The organism is Curtobacterium sp. C2H10 (assembly GCF_025407985.1).
Lineage (GTDB): Bacteria > Actinomycetota > Actinomycetes > Actinomycetales > Microbacteriaceae > Curtobacterium.
This window is the reverse complement of the sequence record NZ_JABXGF010000014.1, coordinates 16177-37252: the sequence shown is the minus strand read 5'-3', so window position 1 is coordinate 37252 and position 21076 is coordinate 16177. Positions and strand designations below refer to the sequence as shown.

The following is a 21076-nucleotide window of genomic DNA, read 5'->3' as shown; positions in this document are numbered from 1 at the left end:
CGGTGCCAGTCCGCACCGCGCCTCCTGGCCCGTCCTGTGGTGCGTCCAGGGCGCTAGGGTCGCGTCGTGAACCGGACCGACCGCCTGTACGCGCTCGTCGAGGAGCTGCGCGCGGCGGCACCCGGCCGGCGGAGCGCTCGTCGCCTGGCCGAGCACTTCGGGGTGAGCGTCCGCACCGTCGAACGGGACCTGCACGCGCTGCAGGAGGCCGGCCTCCCGATCTGGTCCGAGCCCGGACGCACCGGCGGGTACACCATCGACGCCCGCGCGACGCTCCCGCCCCTCGGGCTCACGGTGGACGAGGCGCTCGCCGTGGCGATCGGCCTCGGGACCCTCGGTGCGAGCCCCTTCCGCGACGCCGCCAGGAGTGCGGCGCGCAAGGTCACCGCGGTGCTCGCCGAGGACGACGCCCGTCGGACGGCACGACTCGCGGCACGAGTGCTCCTGCTCGAGGCGGGGGACCGGGCCCCGGCACCCGTCGCACTCGCGGGGGCGCTCACGGGCGGACGCGTGGTGCGGATGCGGTACCGGGACGCGACCGGCACCGAGACCGACCGCACGGTCGAGCCGCTCGGGTACGTCGGCAAGGGGGAGGACTGGTACCTCGTCGCCTGGTGCCGACTGCGCGACGGGGTCCGGGCGTTCCGCGGCGACCGGGTGCTGGCCGTCGAGGAGACCGACGAGGTCGCGCCGCCGCGGGTCGTCCGGACCGAGGAGCTCGACATCCCGCACGGGGTGCTCCGACCCGTCCTCGGGGACTGACGGTCCGATCCGCGGAAACCCCGACAGGACGGTGTCGCGGACGGCGAGGATGCTCGACCCCGGGTGGCCACGGTGGTCACCCGGGAAGGCACACCGTGGAGTTCGCATCGATCCGCATCATCACCGACGACCTGGACGGGATGGTGGCGTTCTACGAGCGCGTCACCGGCACCACCGCCCGACGTCCGGCACCGGTCTTCGCGGAGATCGTGACCGGCGGCCTCGTGCTCGCGCTCGGGACGCCGGCGACGGTCGCGGTGCTCGGCGTCGACGCGCCCCGGGCGGGGGCGGCGGGCAGCGCGATCGTCGAGTTCCTCGTGGCGGACGTCGACGCGACGTTCGACCGCCTGCAGGACGGTCCCGCCGACGTGGTGCTGCCGCCGACGACGATGCCGTGGGGCAACCGGTCCGCGATCCTCCGGGACCCGGACGGCACGCTGGTGAACCTGTTCAGCCGTCCCGCGTGACCGTTCGGGTTCGTCGATCCCGGGGATCGCGAACCGCGACGGTCAGCGCTCGTCGTCGTCCCACGGCACCGGCGTGGTCGTGCCCGTCTCCCAATCGCGGCGGAGCACGCCGTAGCCGACCGAGGCGACGGGGCGTCCGCCCTCGACGGGCCAGCCCTCGCGGTAGTGCGCCTCCTTCACCCAGCCGGCGCGGACGAACACGCGCCGCATCGCGACGTTGTCCTCGCGCGTCTGCCCCTCGAAGCGCGTGACCTCGGGCAAGGTGCGGAACACGTGGTCGGTCGTCGCGCGGAGTGCCGGGACACCGAGGCCCTGCCCGCGGAACCGACCGGCGATCCGGAGGTCGAAGAGCGGGACGGGGTCGGCCAGGTCCTCGAGCCGGACGATCCCGACGCGGCCGAGCTCGTCGTGCTCCAACCAGGAGGTGTCGTGCTCGTCGTCGCGGTACGTACCGGCGTCGACGGCGGCCTCGGCGTCGGCGCGGGGGATGGTGCGCCGGACGTGGAACGGGAACTCCTCGCCGGTGAGGAACGCGATCAGGTCGGTGCGGTCGGCGCCGGTCGGGTCGAGCCGGACGAGCGAGACGGAGGACATGGCGATCAGGGTAGCGGCGTCGTGTTCAGCGGGGGAGCGCGGCGGCCCAGCGGCCGATCGCGTCGTAGGCGCGCTCGCGGACCTCGGGGGCGGAGAGCACGACGTCGTGCACGGCGCCGTGCAGGCGTCGGACCGTGACCTCGCTGCCCAGGGACAGGGCGCGGTGCGCGACGACGTCCACGTTGAGCGCGACGTCCGCCCGCGCCATCCCGTCGTCCCACCGGGGTTGCAGCATGCTCTTGTCGCTGAGGAGGACGAGCACGGGCACCTCGAGGTCGAGTCCGGCCTCGACCGTGGCCTGGCCGTCGAACACCGCAGCGAGCCAGTTCGGGTGCAGGGGGAAGCCCCGGTCGGGTCGCCACTGCTGGTCGTACGTCCACGAGCCCTCGCCCGCGGCGGACACCGTGCGGGTGTAGAAGCCGGGGTCGACGGCGGGCATCGGCGCGAGCGGGTTCCGACGGGCGCCGAGCTTGATGACCGGCGCCACGATCGCACGGCCGACCGCGCTCGCCTGGAACTCGAGCCACGGGCTGTTCAGGATGAGACCGTCGACCCGGTCGGCGTGCCGGGCCGCCCACAGCGACAGGGTCAGCCCGCCGGTCGAGTGGCCCATCGGCACGAGCCGACGACCGGTCTCGCCGTGGTGCTCCGCGGCGATGGCGTCGAGCGCGGCGGCGATGTCCTCGTCGTAGGTGGCGAGGTCGTCGACGTTCCCCGGGGTCTGCCGCGGTCGCAGGCTCCGCCCGTACTTGCGCAGGTCGAGGGCGTGGAACCGTGCGCCGAGCCGCTCGACGCGTTCCGCGAGCTCGACCTGGAAGAAGTAGTCCGACCAGCCGTGCACGTACAGCACGTCGACGCCGTGCAGCGGACCGCGTGCGTGCAGCAGGAGGTCCGCGGCGGATCGGCGTCGTCGGACGAGCGTCGCCACCACCGGTCCCTCGTGGTCCTCGCCGAGCGGGAGCTCGAGGCGCTCGAACGGCGCCCCGAGGACGTCCTCGCGCCACCCGTGGTCCGCCATCCGTCGAGCGTATCCGGAGCCCCTCCGCGTGGTACCGGGGTACCACGCAGCGCGCCCGGAGATCGGTTCCGGTGCCGATGTGCGGGCGGGTGCGGTCTCCGTACGGTTGCCGCATGATCGAGATCCAGAACCTGACGAAGCGCTACGGCGAGAAGGTCGCCGTCGACGACGTGTCGTTCACCGTCCGCCCCGGGGTGGTCACCGGCTTCCTCGGCCCGAACGGCGCCGGCAAGTCCACGACCATGCGGGCCGTGATGGGCCTCGACAGCCCGACCTCGGGCAGCGCCGTGGTCGACGGGCGCCCGTACCGCGAGCTCCGCGACCCGCTCCGCCGCGTCGGGGCGCTGCTCGAGGCGAAGGCCGTGCACAAGGGCCGCAGCGCGTACGACCACCTGCGCGCCCTCGCCGCGACGCACCGGATCCCGAAGGCCCGGGTCGAGGAGGTCATCGGCATGACCGGTCTCGAGCGGGTCGCGAAGCAGCGCGTCGGTGGGTTCTCCCTCGGCATGGGGCAGCGGCTCGGCATCGCCGCGGCGCTCCTCGGCGACCCGCAGACGCTCATCCTCGACGAGCCGGTCAACGGCCTCGACCCCGAGGGCGTCGTGTGGGTACGGCAGCTCGCCCGGAGCCTCGCCGCGGAGGGCCGTGCGGTCTTCATCTCGAGCCACCTGATGAGCGAGATGGCGCTGACCGCGGACCGCATCGTCGTGATGGGCCGTGGCCGGGTCCTCGCCGACACGGACCTCGCCGACCTCGTCGCGTCCTCGACCGAGCGCTCCGTCTCCGTCCGGACGCCGGAGCCCGACCGGCTCATGACCGCCATCGCCGGTCCGGACGTCACGGTGACGTACGAGGACGACGGCGCACTGCACGTGCGCGGACTCGGCGCGGAACAGATCGGCGAGGCGGCCGCTGCGTCCGGGATCGTCCTGCACCGGCTGGCCTCCACCGAGGCGAGCCTCGAGCAGGCGTACCTCGAACTCACGCACGACGAGGTCGAGTACCGGTCGGAGGTCGCACGATGAGCGCCACAATGACGACGGACCGGCCCCGCACGCTGCACCAGCACGACGCCGCACGCATCCGGTTCTCGGGCGTGCTGCACTCCGAGTGGATCAAGCTGCGGTCCCTCCGCTCCACGATCTGGAGCCTGCTCGTCCTCGTCCTCGTGCCGATCGGCATCGGCGTCCTGCTCGCCTCGCTGGCGGACGACGGGGGCCGGACCGTCACCGGGGACGCCGCCCGGAACGCGCTCGTGCAGTACAGCACCAGCGGTGCGACGATCGCCGTCCTGGTCGTGGCCGTCATCGGCGCCCTCGTCGTGACCGGCGAGTACGGCACCGGCATGATCCGGTCGACGTTCTCGGCGGTGCCCCGGCGGTGGGAGGCGCTCGCCGCGAAGGGCATCGTGCTCGCCGCGACCGTGTTCGTCACGAGCGCCGTCAGCGTGTGGGCGACGGCGTTCACGACGCTGCCGATCGCCGACGCGAACGGGGTCGAGGCCTCGCTCGACGCCAGCGTCGCGATGCCGCTGCTCGGTGCGTCGGTGTACCTGACCCTCATCGCGCTGCTCGCCTTCGCCGTGGGCATCGTGCTGCGTTCCACCGCGGGGGCGATCGCCACCGTGCTCGGGCTCATGCTGGTGGCCCCGGTGGTGGTCCAGCTCGTGCAGGGATTCACGAACGCGACGTGGCTCGGCACGCTGAACAACCTGCTCCCGCAGAACGCCGGGCAGCCGCTCATGCAGTTCGGCACCGAGGACACCTCGGGCTGGCACGACGGCGTCCTAGCCTTGGGAGGGTGGAGCGGATTCGCGGTGCTGGCGGCCTGGGTGGTCGCGGCGTCGGTGACGGCACTCGTCCTGGCGCAGAAGCGGGACGCGTGACGATGACCGAACCCGTCCCCGGCGCCGTGCACGACGGCGCCGGGGACCTCACGCTGCCCGTCGCACCCGGGCGGATCCGGCGCTGGTGGGCCGGACACCCGCGTGCGGCGGACGTCCTGCTCATCCTGTTCTGGGGCGGCCCCGAGGTCGCCTTCGCGATCGGCGGTGTCTGGCGCGCGGACTCCTCGGTCACGAACACGGTCGTGGTGCTGGTCCTCGTCGGCATCGCGGTCGCGGGCATCCCGTTCCGTCGGACCCGGCCGCAGGTCACGGTCGTGGCCGGGCTCGTGTCCGTCGTCGCGATGGCGTGGACCGAGGCGGGGTACTCGCCGATGCTGTTCGCCGCCTTCGCCGCGTGCGTGTGGTGGTCGCGGGCAGCGGGGTGGTGGAGCATCGCCGTCGCGTCCGTGCTCGGTGCGGCGGCCACCGGGGTCCGGGTGTGGGTCGTGGCCCCGGGATCGGGTGGACTCGGCGAGGTCTTCGCACCCGCGCTGCCGGCCTTCCTGGTCATCGCGGTGCTGATCGGCACGACGACCGGGGACCGCCGCCGCTACACCGAGGCGCTCATCGACCGGGCACGCCAGCTCGCCCGCGAGCGCGATCAGCAGGCCCGGCTCGCTGCGGCAGCCGAACGCGCACGGATCGCCCGCGAGATGCACGACATCGTGTCGCACTCGGTCACGATCATGGTCCGACTGGCCGAGGGCGCCGCGGCGGGGCTGCCGGACGACGACCCGTCCGCGACGGCGATGCGCGGCGTCGCGGACGTCGGCCGGAGCGCGATGACCGACATGCGGCGCATGCTCGGTGTGCTGTCCGAGCCGGGTGCCGGCAGCGGCGGCGCCGACGCTGCGGACTCCCTCGCCCCGCAGCCGGCCGTCCGTGACCTCCCGCAACTCGTCGACGGCTTCCGCGCGCTCGGCACCCCCGTCACGCTCGAGGTCGCCGGTGGTCCGCCGGACGACGACGCCCTGCAGCTGGCGGTCTACCGCATCGTCCAGGAGGCCCTCACGAACGTCGTGCGGTACGCCCCCCGTGCCCGCGCGGTGACCGCCACCGTGACCACCTCGTCCGACGAGGTCGTCGTCACCGTGACGGACGACGCTCGACGCACCGCCCCAGCACCGCAGATCGGTGCCGGGCGTGGGCTCGTGGGCATCCGCGAGCGCGTGCACGCCCTCGGTGGCAGCGTCCACGCCGGTCCGCGCCCCGCGGACGGCTGGGAGGTCCGGGCGACGATCCCGGTCCGGAAGGAGGCCTGAGTGATCCGCGTCGCGATCGTCGACGACCAGCAGCTCATCCGCACGGGGTTCCGGCTCCTGCTCGACGCCCAGCCCGACATCGAGGTGGTCGGGGAGGCCGAGGACGGTGCCGCCGGCGTCCAGCTGGCACGCGCCCACCACCCGGACGTCGTGCTCATGGACGTCCGCATGCCCCGCGTCGACGGGGTCACCGCGACCGCCGCGATCGTCGAGCAGCTCCCCGACACCCGCGTGCTCGTGCTCACGACGTTCGACCTCGACGAGTACGCGTTCGGCGGGTTGCGAGCGGGGGCGAGCGGGTTCCTCCTCAAGGACATCAGCTCCGCGCAGTTGCTCGACGCGATCCGTGCCGTGGCCTCGGGTGAGGCGGTCGTCTCACCCCGCGTCACGCAGCGGATGCTCGACCTGTTCGGCACCCGGCTGCCGGATCCGGGGGACGGCGGCCCGGACCCCGCGGCCGCGCTCACACCCCGGGAACGGGACGTGCTGCTCGCGATGGCGCGGGGACTGTCGAACCAGGAGATCGCGTCGTCGCTGCACACGAGCGAGTCGACGGTGAAGACGCACGTCGGCCGGGTCCTCGCGAAGCTCGGCCTGCGGGACCGCGTGCACGCGGTCATCTTCGCCTACGAGCACGGCCTCCTGTAACGATCCGTACCGCCTCGGGACCTTCCCAGCCGCCGTGACGGACTTCCCCGGGGAAGTCCCGGCTGTCGTCCGACCTCGGCTGGGACGCTCCGGGAACCGCAGCAGCGGTGATCCACACGAGGGGGAGGCCCAGGGGATGACGTTCAGACGTGCAGGAGGAGCCGCGCTCGGCTTCGTCGGCGGGAGTGTGCTCGCCGGGTTGCTGGTCGGGGTCGGCGTGACGCCGGTGCTGGCGGTGGCCGGGGTGGGGACGACCTCGGCGATCGGGGTCTTCGACTCGATGCCCGAGTACATCGAGATCGGCGAACTGCCGCAGCGCAACGAGGTCTGGGCGTACCGCGGCGGGAAGCCGGTGCACCTGGCGAACGTCTGGGCGCAGAACCGGCAGGAGCTCAGCCTCGACCAGATCAGCGACACCCTCGAGCACGCGGCCGTCGACGGCGAGGACAAGCGCTTCTACGAGACCGGCGGCGTCGACGCGACGAGCATGGTCCGGTCCCTCGTGAGCGTGGTCGCCGCGGGCGGCAAGGGTGGCTCCGGCGGGTCGACCATCACGATGCAGCTGGTGCGGAACATCAAGATCCAGCAGGCGAGCGAGCTCCCTACGGCCGAGGAGCGGGACGCCGCGTACAAGGAGGCGACGAAGCGTTCCGCGCAGCGCAAGCTCGCCGAGATGAAGCTGGCGATCGGCCTCGCGAAGGAGTACTCGAAGCAGGAGATCCTGTCGGCGTACCTCAACATCGCGTACTTCGGCGACCAGACGTACGGGGTGCAGGCCGCCGCGCAGCGCTACTACGGCAAGGACGCCACCGACCTGTCCCCGGCCGAGGCCGCGTCGCTCATCGCGATCGTGCAGTGGCCGGAGCGGCGGGACCTGTCGCGCCCGAGCCACTACGCCGACAACGTCGCCCGCCGCGACGTCATCCTCCGGTCGATGCGCGACCAGGGGCACCTGAGCCGTGCCGAGCTCACCGAGGCACTGGCGTCGAAGCCGGCCGAGTACGTCCGCCTGACGCCCCCGCAGCAGGGGTGCGAGGCCGTCGCCCGCGGCGCCGAGTTCTTCTGCCAGTACGCGGTCGAGGCCGCGCGGGAACTGCCGCAGCTCGGCCCGACGCAGGACCGCCGCGACGACGCCTGGCGGAAGGGCGGCTACCGCGTGCAGACGACCCTCGACCTCGACCTGAACGGGCAGCAGAAGGCGCTGCTCGACCGCTACGACCCGGCCACCGAGTCCCGGTTCGCACTCGGCGCCACGCTGGACACGGTCGAGGCCGGGACCGGTCGGGTCCTGACGATGGCGCAGAACAAGGACTACGACCGCTCGTCGAACGCCCCCGCGAGCGCGACCTCGCTGAACTACGCGACCGACGAGGCGAACGGCGACTCGACCGGGTTCCAGGTCGGCTCGACCTACAAGATGTTCACGCTCCTGCAGTGGCTCGCCGCCGGCAAGAGCCCCGACGCGGTCGTCGACGGCACCCGGCACGGTCGGAGCTCGTGGACGCAGTGCGGGCAGACGATCGACTCGTACTGGAACCCGAAGAACGACTCGCCGGGACAGACCGGCCGCTTCACGGTCCGCGCGGCGACGGCGCAGTCGGTGAACGCCGCCTACGCGTCGATGGCCGAGCAGCTCGACCTGTGCGACATCCGCGACACCGCGGCGGCGCTCGGCGTGCACCCGGCGACCGGGGGAGCCCTGCCGGCGAACCCCGCAGCCGTGCTCGGCACGACGAGCATCGCGCCGCTCACCATGGCGGCCGCGTACGCCGGCGTCGCGAACGGCGGCGTGTACTGCGCGCCGGTCGTCATCGACCAGGTGACCTCGCGGGACGGCGAGCAGCTCGGGGGCCAGCAGCGCTCGTGCCGGCAGGCCGTCCCCACCGCCGTCGCGACCACCGCGTTCGAGGTCATGCAGGGCGCGTTCCGCGGCGGTACCGCGAACGGCGGGCAGACCCCGGACGGTGCGACGGTGTTCGGCAAGACCGGCACGACCGACGACGCCGACCAGATCTGGCTCATCGGCGGGACGACCCGCGCGGTGACGGCCTACTGGCAGGGGAACACCGACGGTGGAAAGGCGAACCTGCGGCACTTCGACAACGTCGAGGGGACGTACGCGAGCACCCGTGCCGCCGTGTGGCGGCAGGCGCAGACGGCGGTCAACGCGGCGGTGCCCGTGGGGTGAGCTGCAGCGGACGAACGACGGGAGGCGCGGTGCCAGCCGGCACCGCGCCTCCTGTCCGTCGTCCGGTGGCGACTACGACAGCTTCTTGCTGTCCTCGAGCCAGCCCGCGAGCTGCTGCATGTAGCCGGCCTGCGACGCGTAGTCGAGCGCCGGGAAGGTCCAGCTGTGCACCTGGCCGGCCTCGAGCGCCGCGTTGTCGGCGAACGTCGGCTGCTTCTCGAGGTCGGCGACCTGGTAGCCCTGCTGCGACAGCAGGATCACGTCACCGGAGATCTGCCCGGCGTTCTCCCACGAGTAGATGCCCCAGTAGAAGCCCTTGGGCTTCGGGTTCACGAAGTCGACGCCGAAGGACGTGTACATCTGCAGGGTCGGCTCGTCGCTCGGGCGGGTGACGTAGGCGCCGTCGCCGTCGGCGTACATCGAGACGACCGAGAGGTCGGACTCCTTCGCGGCCTTCTCGAGGTCGTCCGCTGCGGTCTCGAAGCGGTCCTCGGCCGCGTCGACCGTGGACTCCTTCGCACCGAGCGACTCGGCGAGGTCGGCGATCGTCTTGATGACGTCCTCGCCCTTGCCGCCCCACTTGACCTGGGCGACCGGAGCGATCGCCTGGACCTGCTTCTGCTGTTCCTTGTCCTTGAAGCCGTAGCCCGGCTGGGTGGTGTCGAGCGTGCCCTTCTCGTCCGTCGGGTAGACCGAGGTGACGACGAGGTCGGGCTTCAGCGCGGCGAGCTGCTCGAGGTCGATGTCGCCGTAGGCCTCGCCGAGCTGCGTGATGCCGTCGGTGTCGAGGTCGTCGAAGCGGGCGTCCTTCGCCATGGTGAGCTGCCCGAAGGTGCCGACAGGCTTGAGCCCGTACTCGATGAACGAGATCGCGATGTCGTTGAGCACGACGATGCGCTTCGGGGTGTGGTCGACCTTGACGGTCGTGCCGGTGGCGTCCTTGTACGACCAGGCGCCGTCGGCTGCGGCGCTGCTGCCGCTGCCGGCGCTGTCGTCGGAGCTGTTCGTGCTGGTGCAGCCGGCGAGGAGGAGGGCCGAGACGGCCACGGAGGTCACGAGGGCGGCGCGGAAGGAGCCGCGGCGGAAGGTCTTCACGTTAGGAGAGGCTAACCTAAGTTGAGCGCGCCCGCCAGTTCGTCGTGGCGGACCACATCGTGCTCGTCGGCCTCGGGGACGATCATCGGGGCCCCGGTCACCGGGTCTGCGACGACGCGGGCGTGCAACCCGAACGCGCGTTCCAGCAGCTCCGGCGTGAGGACGTCCGCCGGGGTGCCGTCCGCTGCGACACCGCCCTCGTGCAGGACCACGAGCCGGTCCGAGTACCGGGCCGCCAGCGTCAGGTCGTGCAGGACCATGACCACGGTCGATCCCTGTTCGCGGTTGAGGCGCCGGACGAGCCGGAGGACCTCGAGCTGGTGCGCCAGGTCGAGGTAGGTCGTCGGTTCGTCCAGCAGGAGCGTCTCGGCCTGCTGCGCGACCACGAGCGCGATCCAGGCGCGCTGCCGCTGCCCGCCCGACAGGCTCGCGACGTCCCGGTGGGCGACCTCGGTCAGACCGGTCGCCGCGATGGCCTGCTCGGCGACGTCGGCGTCGTCGGCGGTCCACGGCTTCGCCCACGACTGGTGCGGGTTCCGGCCGCGCATCACCAGGTCGAGGACGCTCGTGCCGGCCGGGGCCACGGGGGACTGCGGGAGGATCGCGAGCTTCTTCGCGACCGCTCGGTTCGACTCCCGGCGGATCGGGGTCCCGTCGAGGTGGACCTCGCCGGCCTGGGGCTTGAGCACCCGGCCGAAGGCCTTGAGGAGCGTGGACTTCCCGCAGCCGTTCGCGCCGAGGAACGTCGTGACGGTGCCCCGCTCGATCCGCAGGTCGAGGTCGGAGAGGACGGGGTGCCGGTCGTAGCCGACCGCGAGCCCGCGGGCCTCGAGCACGGGGACGGTGGCGTCGGTCGTGGTGTCCGGGGTGGGGGTCATCGGGACATCTCCTTGCGGTGACGGATGAGGAGCCAGATCAGGTAGGGGGCGCCGATCACGGTCGTGATGATGCCGACCGGGACCTGCCACGGGAACGCCGACCGGGCGAGCAGGTCCGCGGCGAGGACGAGGGCGGCACCGAGCGCTCCGGCGAGCAGCAGGGGTGGGCGGTTCGTGCCGGCGAGCCGGAGCCCGACCTGCGGGACGACGAACGCGACGAAGCCGACCGGGCCGGCCGCGGCGACGGCGGCGGCGGTCAGGACGACCGCGAGCGCGATCACGACGAGTCGGTGTCGCTGCACGGCCAGGCCGACCCCGGTCGCGACCTCGTCGCCGAGCTGCCCGATGCCGAGGGCGGCGCTCGTGGCCAGGGCCAGGGGGACGGCGATCGCGGCGACCACGAGCAGCGGCCAGACGCTCGACCACGAGGTGCTCGACAGGCTGCCGACGAGCCACTGCGAGGCCGCCGCTGCCGCCGTGATCTTCGCGCGGACGAGCAGGTAGCTCGTGACGGCGTCGAGCGTGGCGCTCACCCCGATGCCGACGAGGATCAGCCGGTAGCTCTGCATGCCGCCGCGCCACCCGAACCCGTACACCGCCGCGGCCGCGAGGAGCGCACCGATCGTCGCGGCCACCGGGATGCCCCCGCCGAGGACGATCGCCGAGACCGAGTACGACCCGCCGCCGAGCACGATCGCGGCCACCGCTCCGACGCTCGCGCCGGACGTCACCCCGATGATGTCGGGGGTCCCGAGGGGGTTCCGCGTGAAGGTCTGGGTGAGGGCGCCGGCGACGCCGAGGGTCAGGCCGACGAGTGCGCCGGTGAGGACACGGGGGAGGCGCAGGGTGGAGACGATGAAGGCGTCCGGCCCCGTCTCGAGCCCGAACAGCGAGCGGAGGACCGTGGCCGGGGCGATCCAGGTCGAGCCGATCGCGACACCGAGGACGATCAGGACGCCGACGGTACCGAGTGCTGCGACCGTGTACCAGAAGACGCGGGGGCGCCAGGCGAGCCCGACGGGACCGACCACGACGCCGCGACGGCCGGCAGCGGCGTGCGCGCGGGGGTGTGCTCCCGTGCGCGCCTGCGCCTCCGTGCCCGTGCGTGCCTGCTCCGCCGCGCTCACAGCGACACCAGCGATCGGCGACGTGCGACGGCGACGAACACGGGGCCGCCGATGACGGCCAGGACGATGCCGACCTCCACCTCGGCGAAGCCGCCGATCAGGCGACCGACCACGTCCGCGAGCACGACGAGCGCCGCACCCACGAGCGCGGACACCGGCAGGGTCCAGCGGTGCCCCGTGCCGACGAGTGCCCGGGCGACGTGGGGCACCGTGAGGCCGACGAACCCGATCGGGCCCGCGGCGGCGGTCGCCCCGGCGGCGAGCAGCGTGATGCCGCCGAGTCCGACGAGCCGCGCGACGAGCACGTTCTCGCCGAGGCCCTTCGCCAGGTCCGTCCCGAGCCCGAGTGCGTCGAGCGCCCGCACGTTCAGCACGGCGAGCACGAGTCCGACGACGAGGAACGGCCAGACCGCTCCGAGGACGTCGAGCTGCCGTGCCGCGAGCGACCCGACGACCCACAGCCGGTACGCGTCGAGCGAGTCCTGGTCGGTGAGCACCACGAACGACGTCAGGGCACCGAGCAGCGCCGAGACGGCGGCGCCGGCGAGGGCGAGGGGCACCGGGCTTGCGGTCCCGCTGCCCGCGATCGTCACCGAGAACACGACCACGCTCGCCACGAGGGCCCCGACGAGCGCGAACCACACCGTGGCGCCCGTGCTCGTGATGCCGAACACGTAGACGCCGATCACGACCGCGAGGCCGGCACCGGACGAGACCCCGAACAGGCCGGGGTCGGCGAGGGGGTTCCGGGTGTGCCCCTGCATGAGCAGGCCCGCGATCCCGAGCGCCGCTCCGACCGCGGCACCGATGAGGGTCCGGGGGATGCGGGAGCCCCAGACGATCGCCTCGTCCGTGGTGCTGCCGGTGCGCATGAGCCCGTCGAGGACACGGTCGGCGCCGATCCGGTTGCTGCCGAGGAGCAGGCTCGCGACCGCCACCAGGGCGAGCACCACGACGAGGGCGACGATCACCAGGGCCCGGCGTCGGACGGCGGTTCGGTGCACGCCGAGCGCGTCGGTCGGACGCGTGGCGGGGGCCTCCCGGACGGGAGCCAGGGTGGGGATGGGGGCTGGCACGGAGATCATCTTAGGTTAGCCTTGCCTCATGGCGAAGATCCCGCGGCTCCTGCCCGAGAACCCCCGGCTCTTCCGCGCGCGGGTCGTCCGCACCGAACGGGTCACCCCGTCGATGCACCGCGTCACGGTCACCGGTGACGACCTGCACGAGTTCCGGTACCTCGGGTTCGACCACTGGTTCCGCCTGTTCGTGCAGCGCCCGGACCAGGACGCCTTCCGGATGCCCGACCTCGACGGCACCAAGTGGTGGCCGACCTACCTCGCCATCCCCGAGGACGTCCGCCCGCACTGCGCGAACTACACCGTCGCGGCCTTCCGCCGGCTCGCCGACGGCACACCCGAACTCGACGTCGACTTCGTCGTGCACACCGACGCGGACGGCACCCCAGAGGGCCGCGCAGCCATCTGGGCCTGCGACGCCCGCCCCGGTGACGAGCTCGCGATGCTCGACCAGGGCTGCATCTTCGACTGCCCGCCCGACACGAGCGAGGTGCTGGTCGCCGCCGAGGAGACCGGGCTTCCCGGGGTCGTCGGCATCGCCGCCTCGCTCCCGCGCGACGCCGTCGGCCGCATCATCCAGGAGGTCCCGACCAGAGGCGACGTCCGTCCTCTCGACGCACCCACGGGTGTCACCGTCACGTGGATCGTCCGCGACGAGGTCGCCCCGCACGCGGTCCCGGGTCGGGCGGCGCTCGCCGAGCTCCAGCGGCACGTCCCGGTCGACGACCGCGGGTACGCCTTCGTGGTGGGCGAGTCGACGCTCGCGACGGAGGGGCGTCGACACCTGCACCGTGCCGGGCTGCCGAAGTCCCGGATCACGTTCTCCGGCTTCTGGAAGCACCAGGCCCGCGAGTCCGTCTCCGCCTGACCCGGCTCCTGTTCGGCATGCCCGATCCGGCTTGCGCGTCCCCACATGCGAGACGGGAGGGACGGTGCCAGCTGGCACCGTCCCTCCCGTCCGTCCTGTGGTCGCGTCAGCCCTTGAGGCCGGAACCCGTCACGCCCTCGACGATCTGCCGCTGGAAGATCAGGTACAGGATGATCAGCGGCAGCGCCGCCAGGATCGCCCCGGCCTGGATGTCCGCGTAGCGCTGACCGAAGCTGCCCTGGACCGTGGCGAGCCCGACCGGGATCGTCATGAGGTCCGGGTTCGACAGCACGAACAACGGCAGCAGCAGGTTGTTCCAGACCCCGACGAACGTCAGGATCGCCACCGCCGCGATGACCGGACGTGAGAGCGGCAGGATCACCGACCAGTAGATCTTCCACATGCCGGCGCCGTCGATGCGCGCCGCCTCCTCGAGCTCCCGGGGGATGCCGTCGAAGAACTGCTTGAAGATGAACACCGCGATCACGGCGGGCACCTGCGGGAAGATGACCGACCAGTAGGTGTTCAGCAGGCCGACCGAGTTGAGCTCCTGGAAGATCGGGATGATCAGGACCTGCGTCGGGATCATGATGCCCAGGATGATCAGCAGGAACGCGACGTTCCGCCCGCGGAAGGCGAGCCGGGACAGCGCGAACGCCGCCATCGACGCGAACAGCACCGTCAGCGCGGTCGTCACGAGGCTCGTGATGCCGCTCGCCAGGTACCAGTTCCAGATGTCGCCGGCCTGGAACAGTGCCGCGTAGGAGTGCAGCGTCGGGTTCCAGTTCGACAGGATCGAGTTGGCGCCGAGGGCCGCGACGCCGTTGTCGGACAGGGACGTCTTCAGGGCGAACAGGCTCGGGATGAGCCAGATCACCGCGAAGACGCCGAGGACGATGCCGGCGACGAGGTTGAAGCCCTTGCCGGAGACGCCGATCTTGGCGGCGTTCGCCGGTGCCGCGGCGGAGACCCCGGTGCGGAGCTTCGGGCGGTCGGTCGTGATGCTCTCGGTGGTGGTCACGTCAGGCACCCATCTCTCGCTTGGCGGCAGCGCGCTCGACGATCTGCCGGATGATCGCGATCGCGACGATCACGATGAACAGGAGCACCGACGCGGCCGATGCTGCGCCGAGTCGGTTGTCGGTGAAGCCGACGCCGGTGATGAGCTGCAGCGAGACCTGGGTCGAGATGCCCGGTCCGCCGTTCGTCATCAGGTACACCTGGTCGAAGATCTTCAGGCTGGCGATGATCTGCAGCAGGATGACCAGCGTCGTGGTGCGGCCGAGCAGCGGGAGCGTGATCGACTTGATCTGCTGCCAGTTCGACGCGCCGTCGACGGCCGCCGCCTCGTACAGTTCGCGCGGGATCTCCTGCAGGCCGGCCAGGTAGAGCACGAAGTTGAAGCCGAGGGTCCACCAGACCGTGGCGATCGCGACACCGATCATCGCGGTGTTCGGGCTCGCCAGGACACCTGCGCCGGGGGTCAGCCCGAGCGTCGACTGGATCGACGCGAACAGACCGGTCGCGGGGGTGAAGATGAACACCCAGATCAGCGAGATCGTCGCCGACGGCAGGATGAACGGCAGGAAGAACGCCAGTCGGAAGAACCACTGCCCGCGGTTCATCCGGTTCGTCAGCACGGCGAAGAGGAACGCCAGGATGACGAGCGGCGGTGTCGTGTAGAGCGTGAACTGCAGGGTGTGCCAGAGCGACGACCAGAAGTCGTCACGGCCGAGCATCTCGGCGTAGTTCGCGAACCCGGCGAAGCTGCCGAGGCCGGTGCGGACCGTAGAGGTGTTGAAGAAGCTCGACACGATCATCCACACCGTGGGGCCGAGCAGGAAGGCCAGGTAGAACAGGCCGAAGGGGGCGAGGAAGAGCCACCCCGTGCGGCCCTGGCCGCGCGTGAGGCTGGTCCGGAAGGAGCCGGCCCGGCGTGCACGCGGCGCCGTGGTGGCGTCGGTGGGCCGGTCGAGGACAGGTGCTGTGGTCACGTCGTCGTGCCTTTCGCGCGGGCTTACAGCGGGCTCGGGGTGTTGAGGTAGGTGGACAGCTGGGACTTGATCGCGGACATGGCCTGCGCGGGGGAGCTGCTGCCCTGCTGGACGAGGGCGAGCTGGGCACCGACCGTGTTCTCGAAGGTCGACCCCGATCCGCCGTACCAGGCCGGGTCGTCGAACACGGCGCTCTCGGCGGCCGAGGCGTAGTTCGACTGCGGCGTGAGCTTCTTGTACGCGGTGCTGTCGTACGTCGGCATGTAGGCCGGGACGTGACCGCCCTGCGCCCACGTGAGGCTCTGCTCGAGCATCTGCTTGATGAAGAGCATGTGCGCCTTGCGCTGCTCGGGCGTGCGGTCCTTCCTCGGGAGGATGAACGTGTGCGAGTCGGCCTGCGTCGCCGGCTTGTCGAAGAGCTGCGGGATCGGCGCCATGCCGAACTTCAGGCCCTTGATGGACTGCGCCGTGCTGATCTCCCACTCGCCCTGCATGAAGAAGCCCGCCTTGCCGGTGAACATCAGCGTCTGCGCGGTGGCGTAGTCGAGGCCCTTGTTGAGCCAGCCGTTCTTCACCCACTTCTGGGTCATGTCGGTGACCTTCGTGTACGCGTCCTCGTTGACGGTGAGCTTCGCGCCACCGTCGCTGATGAACGGCGTCGCACCGTCGATCTGGTTGTACATCGTCCAGAAGAACCGCCACGGGGTCGCGATCTCGCTGACGTTCGCGACGTTGAGGGCCGTGCCGCCGGTGACCTTCGCGACCGCGGCGAGCGCGCTCTCGAAGGCGTCGATCCCGGTCAGGTCCTTGAGGTTGCCGTCGCTGTCGATGAGGCCGGCCTTCTGGCACACATCAACGTTGTAGAAGAGCACGAACGGGTGGGTGTCGAGCGGGATGCAGATGTTCTTGCCGTCGGTCTTCTGCGCCGTCCACGCCTTCTGGTTGAAGTCGCTGGCACTCAGGCCGACGCTCGCCAGGTCGTCGTTCGTGATCGGGTCGAGCAGGTCGCCGTCCCAGAGCGGCTTGGCGCGGGTGAGGTGGGCGATCGCGACGTCCGGCGGCTTGTTCCCGACGGTGGCCAGTGTGACCTTGGAGTAGTACGGGTTGCCCCACGCGAACGTGGTCGCCTGCAGCGAGGACGAGCCGCCGTGCTGCTTGGCGTAGCCGGCCTCCATCTCCTGCATGCGGAGACCGTCACCGCCACCGAACAGGTTCCAGAAGACGAGCGTCTCCGGGTTGAGCGGTGCACCGGCGATGCCGGCGGCGAGGGGGCTGGAGCAGGCGGCGAGCGGCAGGACCGTCGCGGCGGCTGCACCCGCGGCGAGGAGGCTCCGCCGTGTGAAGGCGCCGCCTCGTGGGTGCGGGGTGGGTACGGGGATTCGGTTCGGCATGGCATCACTCCATCGGGACGGGCCGAGTCGGAGCAGGGTCGGTGCTCCGTGAGCGCTCACATTAGCGCGCGTCCCGGCGTGCCGCCACCCTTTCGGCGCGGGTGACGACCGATCCGTGATGTTCGTGGCCGCCCCCTTTCGTGTCGCGCGGAAAGCCGCTAGCGTTTCGGGAACGTGAGCGCTCACTTTCGCCGAGCGCAGGCAGCCCCACGATCGAAGGAGATCCATGCCCCGCACACACCTCGTCCTCGACGCCGCGTTCACCGTGGGGCCGGTGCGACGTCGCCTGTTCGGCGGGTTCGTCGAACACCTCGGACGCCACGTCTACGACGGCATCCACGAGCCGTCGCACGAGACCGCCGACGAGCACGGCTTCCGCAAGGACGTCGTCGAGCTCGTCAAGGAACTCAACGTGTCCGCGATCCGCTACCCCGGCGGCAACTTCGTCTCCGGCTACAAGTGGGAGGACGGCGTCGGCCCGGTCGAGCAGCGCCCCCGCCGACTCGACCTCGCCTGGCACTCGACCGAGACGAACGAGGTCGGCCTGCACGAGTTCCAGCACTGGCTCGACCAGGTCGGTTCGGAGCTCATGCTCGCCGTCAACCTCGGCACGCGCGGCACGCAGGAGGCCATCGAGCTCCTCGAGTACGCGAACATCGACGCCGGCACCGCACTGTCCGAGTACCGCAAGTCGAACGGTCGCCAGGAGCCCTTCGCCATCAAGATGTGGTGCCTCGGCAACGAGATGGACGGCCCGTGGCAGCTCGGTCACAAGAACGCCGAGGACTACGGCAAGCTCGCCGCCATGACCGCCAAGGCAATGCGGCAGATCCAGCCCGACCTCGAGCTCGTGGCCTGCGGTTCCTCCGGGGCGTCGATGCCGACGTTCGGTGAGTGGGAGCGCACCGTCCTCGAGCACACCTACGACGACGTCGACTACATCTCCGCCCACGCCTACTACGAGGAGGGCGACGACCTCGCCTCCTTCCTCGCCTCCGGCGTGAACATGGACCACTTCATCAAGACGGTCACGACCGCCGCCGACCACGTGCAGGCGCAGAAGAAGTCCGACAAGCGGATCGACATCTCCTTCGACGAGTGGAACGTCTGGTCCATCTCGAAGTGGAACGAACAGCAGAAGACCTTCGAGCTGCAGGACTGGCCGGTCGCCCCGCGCCTGCTCGAGGACGTCTACACGGTCGCCGACGCCGTCGTCGTCGGTGGCCTGCTCATCTCGCTGCTGCGGCACGCCGACCGCGTCGCCTCGGCCTCGCTCGCGCAGCTCGTCAACGTCATCGGCCCGATCATGACCGAGCCCGGTGGCCCGGCCTGGCGCCAGACGACGTTCTTCCCGTTCTCGCTGACGTCGAAGCTCGCCAACGGCACGTCGCTGCAGGTCAAGGCCTCGGGTGACACGGTCGACGGCGGCAAGTACGGCGAGGTCCCGGTCGTCGACTCGGCCGCCACGGTCTCGGACGACGGCGCCGCGGTGTTCCTCGTGAACCGGCACCCGTCCGAGTCGACCACGGTCACGATCGACCTCGCCGGCCTGTCCGTCGACGGTGACGTCCGTGCCGAGGGCGTCTGGGACGACGACCTGCACGCCGTGAACGACCTGGCGAACACCGAGCGCGTCGGGCTCCGCACCAACGAGTCCGTCCGCCGCGAGGGTGACACCATCACGATCGAGCTCCCGCCGGTCTCCTGGACCGCCGTGTCGATCGGCTGAGACGCCTCGGCGCACGCTGCGGCGGGCGTCGAGTGAGCACAGAGGGCGTCGGACCGCTTCGCGGTGCCGGCGCCTTCTGCCGTGCGGCGCGGCCGCGGGGCGGGGCGGGGCGGGCCGGTCGCGACTTCACGGGCTGGGCGACACTTCACGGGGCGGCTGGCGCGTGAGGTGTCGGTGGGCGCGTGAGGTGCGCGACGACGGACGGGAGGCGCGGTGCGGACTGGCACCGCGCCTCCCGTCCGGCGGCGGTGCGGCGCGGTCCGTGCTGCGGAAGCGACAGCGTGCCGCCTAGGGCGCGCGTCCGTGTCGCCAGGGCGACAGATGTGCGCCGGAGGTTCGCTGTGACGTGTCGCTTTCGCGACGGCGGACGGGAGGCGCGGTGCGGGCCGGTACCGCGCCTCCCGTCCGGCGGGCGGTCGCGTCTCACGCGCGCAGCGACAGTTCACGGAGTGCCGCGCGCGTGAGGTGTCGCCGCGCGCGTGCGCTCGTCAGGCGTGCGGGGGCGGCGTGCAGCGCACGGCGCGCGCCCGCCACGAGATCTCCTCGACGAAGGCAGCCGTGTCGGGGCCGAGCGGATCGTCGGCGGCGTCCTCGACGAGGAGCCCGAGCGCCGGGGCGAGCAGGAACGACGTCGTCGTGGTGCTCCCGAACGCGTCGACGGTGGGGACGGCGACGGTGTCCGCGAGTCCGGCGTGCGCGAGTGCTGCGGCGTAGTCCAGCACGGCGTCCGCGGCCTCGTCGGAGGTCAGGACGGCGGTCAGGCCGTACACGATGTTCTTCATGATCCGAACGCGCCGAGGTGGGGAGATGAGGACCGCAGCGGTGGCTCGTCCTCCGGACACACGAAAGTGGCGCACACCCGGGGCCGGGACAGCAGACCGGCTCCGTGTGCACGGTACGCCCCGCGCGCTGACCGTGTGACGGACGCCGTGGACGCAGGGTCGGTCAGGCCGGCGGCGGCGCCGTGCTCGCCCGGACCACCAGGCGGACCGGCACGAGGTCGGCCTCGGCGCGGGCCGGCGGGCCGTCGATCTGGGCGAGGAGGTTCCGGACCGCCCGGCGCCCGACCTCGTCGAAGGACTGGTGCACGGTGGTCAGCGGCGGCCAGAACGAGTCGGACTCGGGGGAGTCGTCGAAGCCCACCACGCTGAGGGTCTCCGGCACGGGACGCCCGAGTTCGTGGGCGGCGCGGAGCACCCCGAGGGCCGTCTGGTCGTTCGCGGCGAACACGGCGGTGATCTCGGGGCGACGAGCGATCTCCAGCCCGGCGCGGTACCCGGACTCGGCGCCCCAGCCGCCGCGGAACACCGGCGGGACGGTGCGTCCGGCGGCCTCGAGCGTGGCCTGCCAGGCGGCGAGACGCCGGGCGGCCGAGTACGACGACTCGGGGCCGGCGACGTGCCAGACGGTGTCGTGCCCGAGGTCGAGCAGGTGCTGGGTGGCCCGGCGGGCGCCGTCGGCCTGGTCGGTGTCGATCGCCGGGTGCTGCGTGGTGCCGGTCGAGTCGACGACGACCATCGGGACGCCGTCGGGCAGGACGACCTCGGCCGTGTCGATGATGTGCGACTCGATGATGATGACGACCCCGTCGACGGCCTGTTCGTGCAGGCGGGAGAAGGCCGAGCGGACGCCTTCCTCGGTTCGGGAGGCCATCGGCAGCAGCGTGATCGTGAAGTCGGCGACGCCGGCCGCGTCGGCGATCGCCTCGAGCGTGCGCATGTTGCCGTACGACGCGAGGGTGAACATGATCACGCCGATCGTCCGGAAGCGCCCGGAGCGGAGGGCCCGGGCAGCGCGGTTCGGGCGGTAGCCGAGGTCGTCCATGACGCGCTGGACCCGGTCGCGGGTGTCCGGCGAGACGTTGTCGAAGCCGCGGGCGACGCGGGACACGGTCTGCATCGAGACCCCGGCGGCCTCGGCCACGGCGGCCATCGAGGGGGACCGGCGCGTGGCGGACATGTCGGTCGTCACGGGGTCTCCCATCGGTGCGAGTGGACGTCGAGCGCGACGGCCTGCACCGGACGCTAGCGCATGTTGACGTTGCCATGCTATCGTCGCGCCGTTCGATGTTGACGTCAACATCGACGGACCCGA

The 21076-nt window shown here is 71.8% G+C and carries 20 protein-coding genes; 9 read left to right on the top strand and 11 right to left on the bottom strand.

Annotation, left to right across the window (positions count from 1 at the left end; translation table 11 throughout):
• Positions 1–66: 66 nt before the first annotated feature.
• Both HWD93_RS07905 and HWD93_RS07900 read left to right on the top strand, forming a co-directional pair.
• Entirely contained in the window at positions 67–762 is a 696-nt protein-coding gene (locus HWD93_RS07905; protein ID WP_071302778.1) for a YafY family protein, read from the top strand.
• Between the two features lie 95 nt (positions 763–857).
• Positions 858–1229 carry a VOC family protein gene (locus HWD93_RS07900; RefSeq protein WP_071302777.1) on the top strand — a complete coding sequence of 124 codons (372 nt, stop codon included), beginning with the start codon at positions 858–860 and terminating at the stop codon, positions 1227–1229.
• 42 nt (positions 1230–1271) lie between these two features.
• Here the strand turns inward: HWD93_RS07900 and HWD93_RS07895 are convergent, their stop codons facing one another.
• Both HWD93_RS07895 and HWD93_RS07890 read right to left on the bottom strand, forming a co-directional pair.
• Positions 1272–1823 carry a GNAT family N-acetyltransferase gene (locus HWD93_RS07895; protein WP_071302776.1) on the bottom strand — a complete coding sequence of 184 codons (552 nt, stop codon included), beginning with the start codon at positions 1821–1823 and terminating at the stop codon, positions 1272–1274.
• Positions 1824–1848: 25 nt separating this feature from the next.
• Positions 1849–2841 (bottom strand): alpha/beta hydrolase, encoded by a 993-nt coding sequence (locus tag HWD93_RS07890; RefSeq protein ID WP_071302775.1) that lies wholly within the window; start codon positions 2839–2841, stop codon positions 1849–1851.
• A 113-nt stretch (positions 2842–2954) separates the two neighbouring features.
• On the opposite strand from HWD93_RS07890, the gene HWD93_RS07885 reads away from it, so the two are divergent.
• The 5 genes from HWD93_RS07885 to HWD93_RS07865 all read left to right on the top strand — a co-directional run bounded on the left by HWD93_RS07885 (position 2955) and on the right by HWD93_RS07865 (position 8824).
• Positions 2955–3866 carry an ABC transporter ATP-binding protein gene (locus HWD93_RS07885; RefSeq protein ID WP_070418174.1) on the top strand — a complete coding sequence of 304 codons (912 nt, stop codon included), beginning with the start codon at positions 2955–2957 and terminating at the stop codon, positions 3864–3866.
• A complete protein-coding gene (locus HWD93_RS07880; RefSeq protein WP_083413946.1) occupies positions 3863–4726 on the top strand; it encodes an ABC transporter permease subunit in 864 nt (287 codons plus the stop codon). The genes HWD93_RS07885 and HWD93_RS07880 overlap by 4 nt, the downstream gene beginning before the upstream one ends.
• 2 nt (positions 4727–4728) lie before the next feature.
• Positions 4729–5988 (top strand): sensor histidine kinase, encoded by a 1260-nt coding sequence (locus tag HWD93_RS07875; RefSeq protein WP_071302773.1) that lies wholly within the window; start codon positions 4729–4731, stop codon positions 5986–5988.
• On the top strand, positions 5989–6636 hold the full coding sequence (locus HWD93_RS07870; RefSeq protein ID WP_070418175.1) for a response regulator transcription factor: 648 nt from the start codon (positions 5989–5991) through the stop codon (positions 6634–6636).
• Positions 6637–6772: 136 nt separating this feature from the next.
• Positions 6773–8824 carry a transglycosylase domain-containing protein gene (locus tag HWD93_RS07865; RefSeq protein WP_261646509.1) on the top strand — a complete coding sequence of 684 codons (2052 nt, stop codon included), beginning with the start codon at positions 6773–6775 and terminating at the stop codon, positions 8822–8824.
• A 72-nt stretch (positions 8825–8896) separates the two neighbouring features.
• On the opposite strand, the gene HWD93_RS07860 is transcribed toward HWD93_RS07865, so the two are convergent.
• The 4 genes from HWD93_RS07860 to HWD93_RS07845 are packed head-to-tail and all read right to left on the bottom strand — an operon-like array spanning position 8897 to position 13000.
• Positions 8897–9919 (bottom strand): ABC transporter substrate-binding protein, encoded by a 1023-nt coding sequence (locus HWD93_RS07860; RefSeq protein ID WP_261646508.1) that lies wholly within the window; start codon positions 9917–9919, stop codon positions 8897–8899.
• 11 nt (positions 9920–9930) lie between these two features.
• Positions 9931–10797, bottom strand: a complete 867-nt coding sequence (locus tag HWD93_RS07855; protein ID WP_070418178.1) for an ABC transporter ATP-binding protein — start codon at positions 10795–10797, stop codon at positions 9931–9933.
• On the bottom strand, positions 10794–11924 hold the full coding sequence (locus tag HWD93_RS07850; RefSeq protein WP_261646507.1) for an iron ABC transporter permease: 1131 nt from the start codon (positions 11922–11924) through the stop codon (positions 10794–10796). The genes HWD93_RS07855 and HWD93_RS07850 overlap by 4 nt, the downstream gene beginning before the upstream one ends.
• Positions 11921–13000, bottom strand: coding sequence for an iron ABC transporter permease (locus tag HWD93_RS07845; protein ID WP_261646506.1), 1080 nt, complete (start codon positions 12998–13000; stop codon positions 11921–11923). Before HWD93_RS07845 ends, HWD93_RS07850 begins: the two co-directional genes overlap by 4 nt.
• Positions 13001–13028: 28 nt before the next feature.
• Between HWD93_RS07845 and HWD93_RS07840 the strand changes: the two genes are divergently transcribed.
• Complete coding sequence (locus tag HWD93_RS07840; protein ID WP_261646505.1) at positions 13029–13868, top strand: siderophore-interacting protein; 840 nt, start codon at positions 13029–13031, stop codon at positions 13866–13868.
• A 106-nt stretch (positions 13869–13974) separates the two neighbouring features.
• Here the strand turns inward: HWD93_RS07840 and HWD93_RS07835 are convergent, their stop codons facing one another.
• The 3 genes from HWD93_RS07835 to HWD93_RS07825 are packed head-to-tail and all read right to left on the bottom strand — an operon-like array spanning position 13975 to position 17253.
• The gene (locus HWD93_RS07835; RefSeq protein WP_083295235.1) at positions 13975–14889 is read right to left on the bottom strand and encodes a carbohydrate ABC transporter permease; all 915 of its coding nucleotides are present in this window, start codon (positions 14887–14889) and stop codon (positions 13975–13977) included.
• Between the two features lies 1 nt (position 14890).
• Positions 14891–15862 (bottom strand): carbohydrate ABC transporter permease, encoded by a 972-nt coding sequence (locus HWD93_RS07830; RefSeq protein WP_261646504.1) that lies wholly within the window; start codon positions 15860–15862, stop codon positions 14891–14893.
• 23 nt (positions 15863–15885) lie between these two features.
• A complete protein-coding gene (locus tag HWD93_RS07825; RefSeq protein ID WP_070418181.1) occupies positions 15886–17253 on the bottom strand; it encodes an extracellular solute-binding protein in 1368 nt (455 codons plus the stop codon).
• A 226-nt stretch (positions 17254–17479) separates the two neighbouring features.
• On the opposite strand from HWD93_RS07825, the gene HWD93_RS07820 reads away from it, so the two are divergent.
• A complete protein-coding gene (locus tag HWD93_RS07820; RefSeq protein ID WP_070418182.1) occupies positions 17480–18982 on the top strand; it encodes an alpha-N-arabinofuranosidase in 1503 nt (500 codons plus the stop codon).
• A gap of 488 nt (positions 18983–19470) precedes the next feature.
• Here HWD93_RS07820 and HWD93_RS07815 read toward each other — a convergent pair whose 3' ends face one another.
• Positions 19471–19764, bottom strand: a complete 294-nt coding sequence (locus tag HWD93_RS07815) for a hypothetical protein (RefSeq protein ID WP_070418183.1) — start codon at positions 19762–19764, stop codon at positions 19471–19473.
• Positions 19765–19927: 163 nt separating this feature from the next.
• Positions 19928–20965 carry a LacI family DNA-binding transcriptional regulator gene (locus HWD93_RS07810; RefSeq protein ID WP_261646503.1) on the bottom strand — a complete coding sequence of 346 codons (1038 nt, stop codon included), beginning with the start codon at positions 20963–20965 and terminating at the stop codon, positions 19928–19930.
• Positions 20966–21076 lie beyond the last annotated feature (111 nt).

Bases quoted from the DNA above. Each gene is read 5' to 3' on its own strand.
- HWD93_RS07840 (WP_261646505.1), top strand. From the start codon at position 13,029: ATGGCGAAGATCCCGCGGCTCCTGCCCGAGAACCCCCGGCTCTTCCGC.
- HWD93_RS07810 (WP_261646503.1), bottom strand. From the start codon at position 20,965: ATGGGAGACCCCGTGACGACCGACATGTCCGCCACGCGCCGGTCCCCC.
- HWD93_RS07815 (WP_070418183.1), bottom strand. From the start codon at position 19,764: ATGAAGAACATCGTGTACGGCCTGACCGCCGTCCTGACCTCCGACGAG.
- HWD93_RS07865 (WP_261646509.1), top strand. From the start codon at position 6,773: ATGACGTTCAGACGTGCAGGAGGAGCCGCGCTCGGCTTCGTCGGCGGG.
- HWD93_RS07820 (WP_070418182.1), top strand. From the start codon at position 17,480: ATGCCCCGCACACACCTCGTCCTCGACGCCGCGTTCACCGTGGGGCCG.
- HWD93_RS07855 (WP_070418178.1), bottom strand. From the start codon at position 10,797: ATGACCCCCACCCCGGACACCACGACCGACGCCACCGTCCCCGTGCTC.
- HWD93_RS07880 (WP_083413946.1), top strand. From the start codon at position 3,863: ATGAGCGCCACAATGACGACGGACCGGCCCCGCACGCTGCACCAGCAC.
- HWD93_RS07875 (WP_071302773.1), top strand. From the start codon at position 4,729: ATGACCGAACCCGTCCCCGGCGCCGTGCACGACGGCGCCGGGGACCTC.
- HWD93_RS07895 (WP_071302776.1), bottom strand. From the start codon at position 1,823: ATGTCCTCCGTCTCGCTCGTCCGGCTCGACCCGACCGGCGCCGACCGC.
- HWD93_RS07890 (WP_071302775.1), bottom strand. From the start codon at position 2,841: ATGGCGGACCACGGGTGGCGCGAGGACGTCCTCGGGGCGCCGTTCGAG.
- HWD93_RS07825 (WP_070418181.1), bottom strand. From the start codon at position 17,253: ATGCCGAACCGAATCCCCGTACCCACCCCGCACCCACGAGGCGGCGCC.
- HWD93_RS07885 (WP_070418174.1), top strand. From the start codon at position 2,955: ATGATCGAGATCCAGAACCTGACGAAGCGCTACGGCGAGAAGGTCGCC.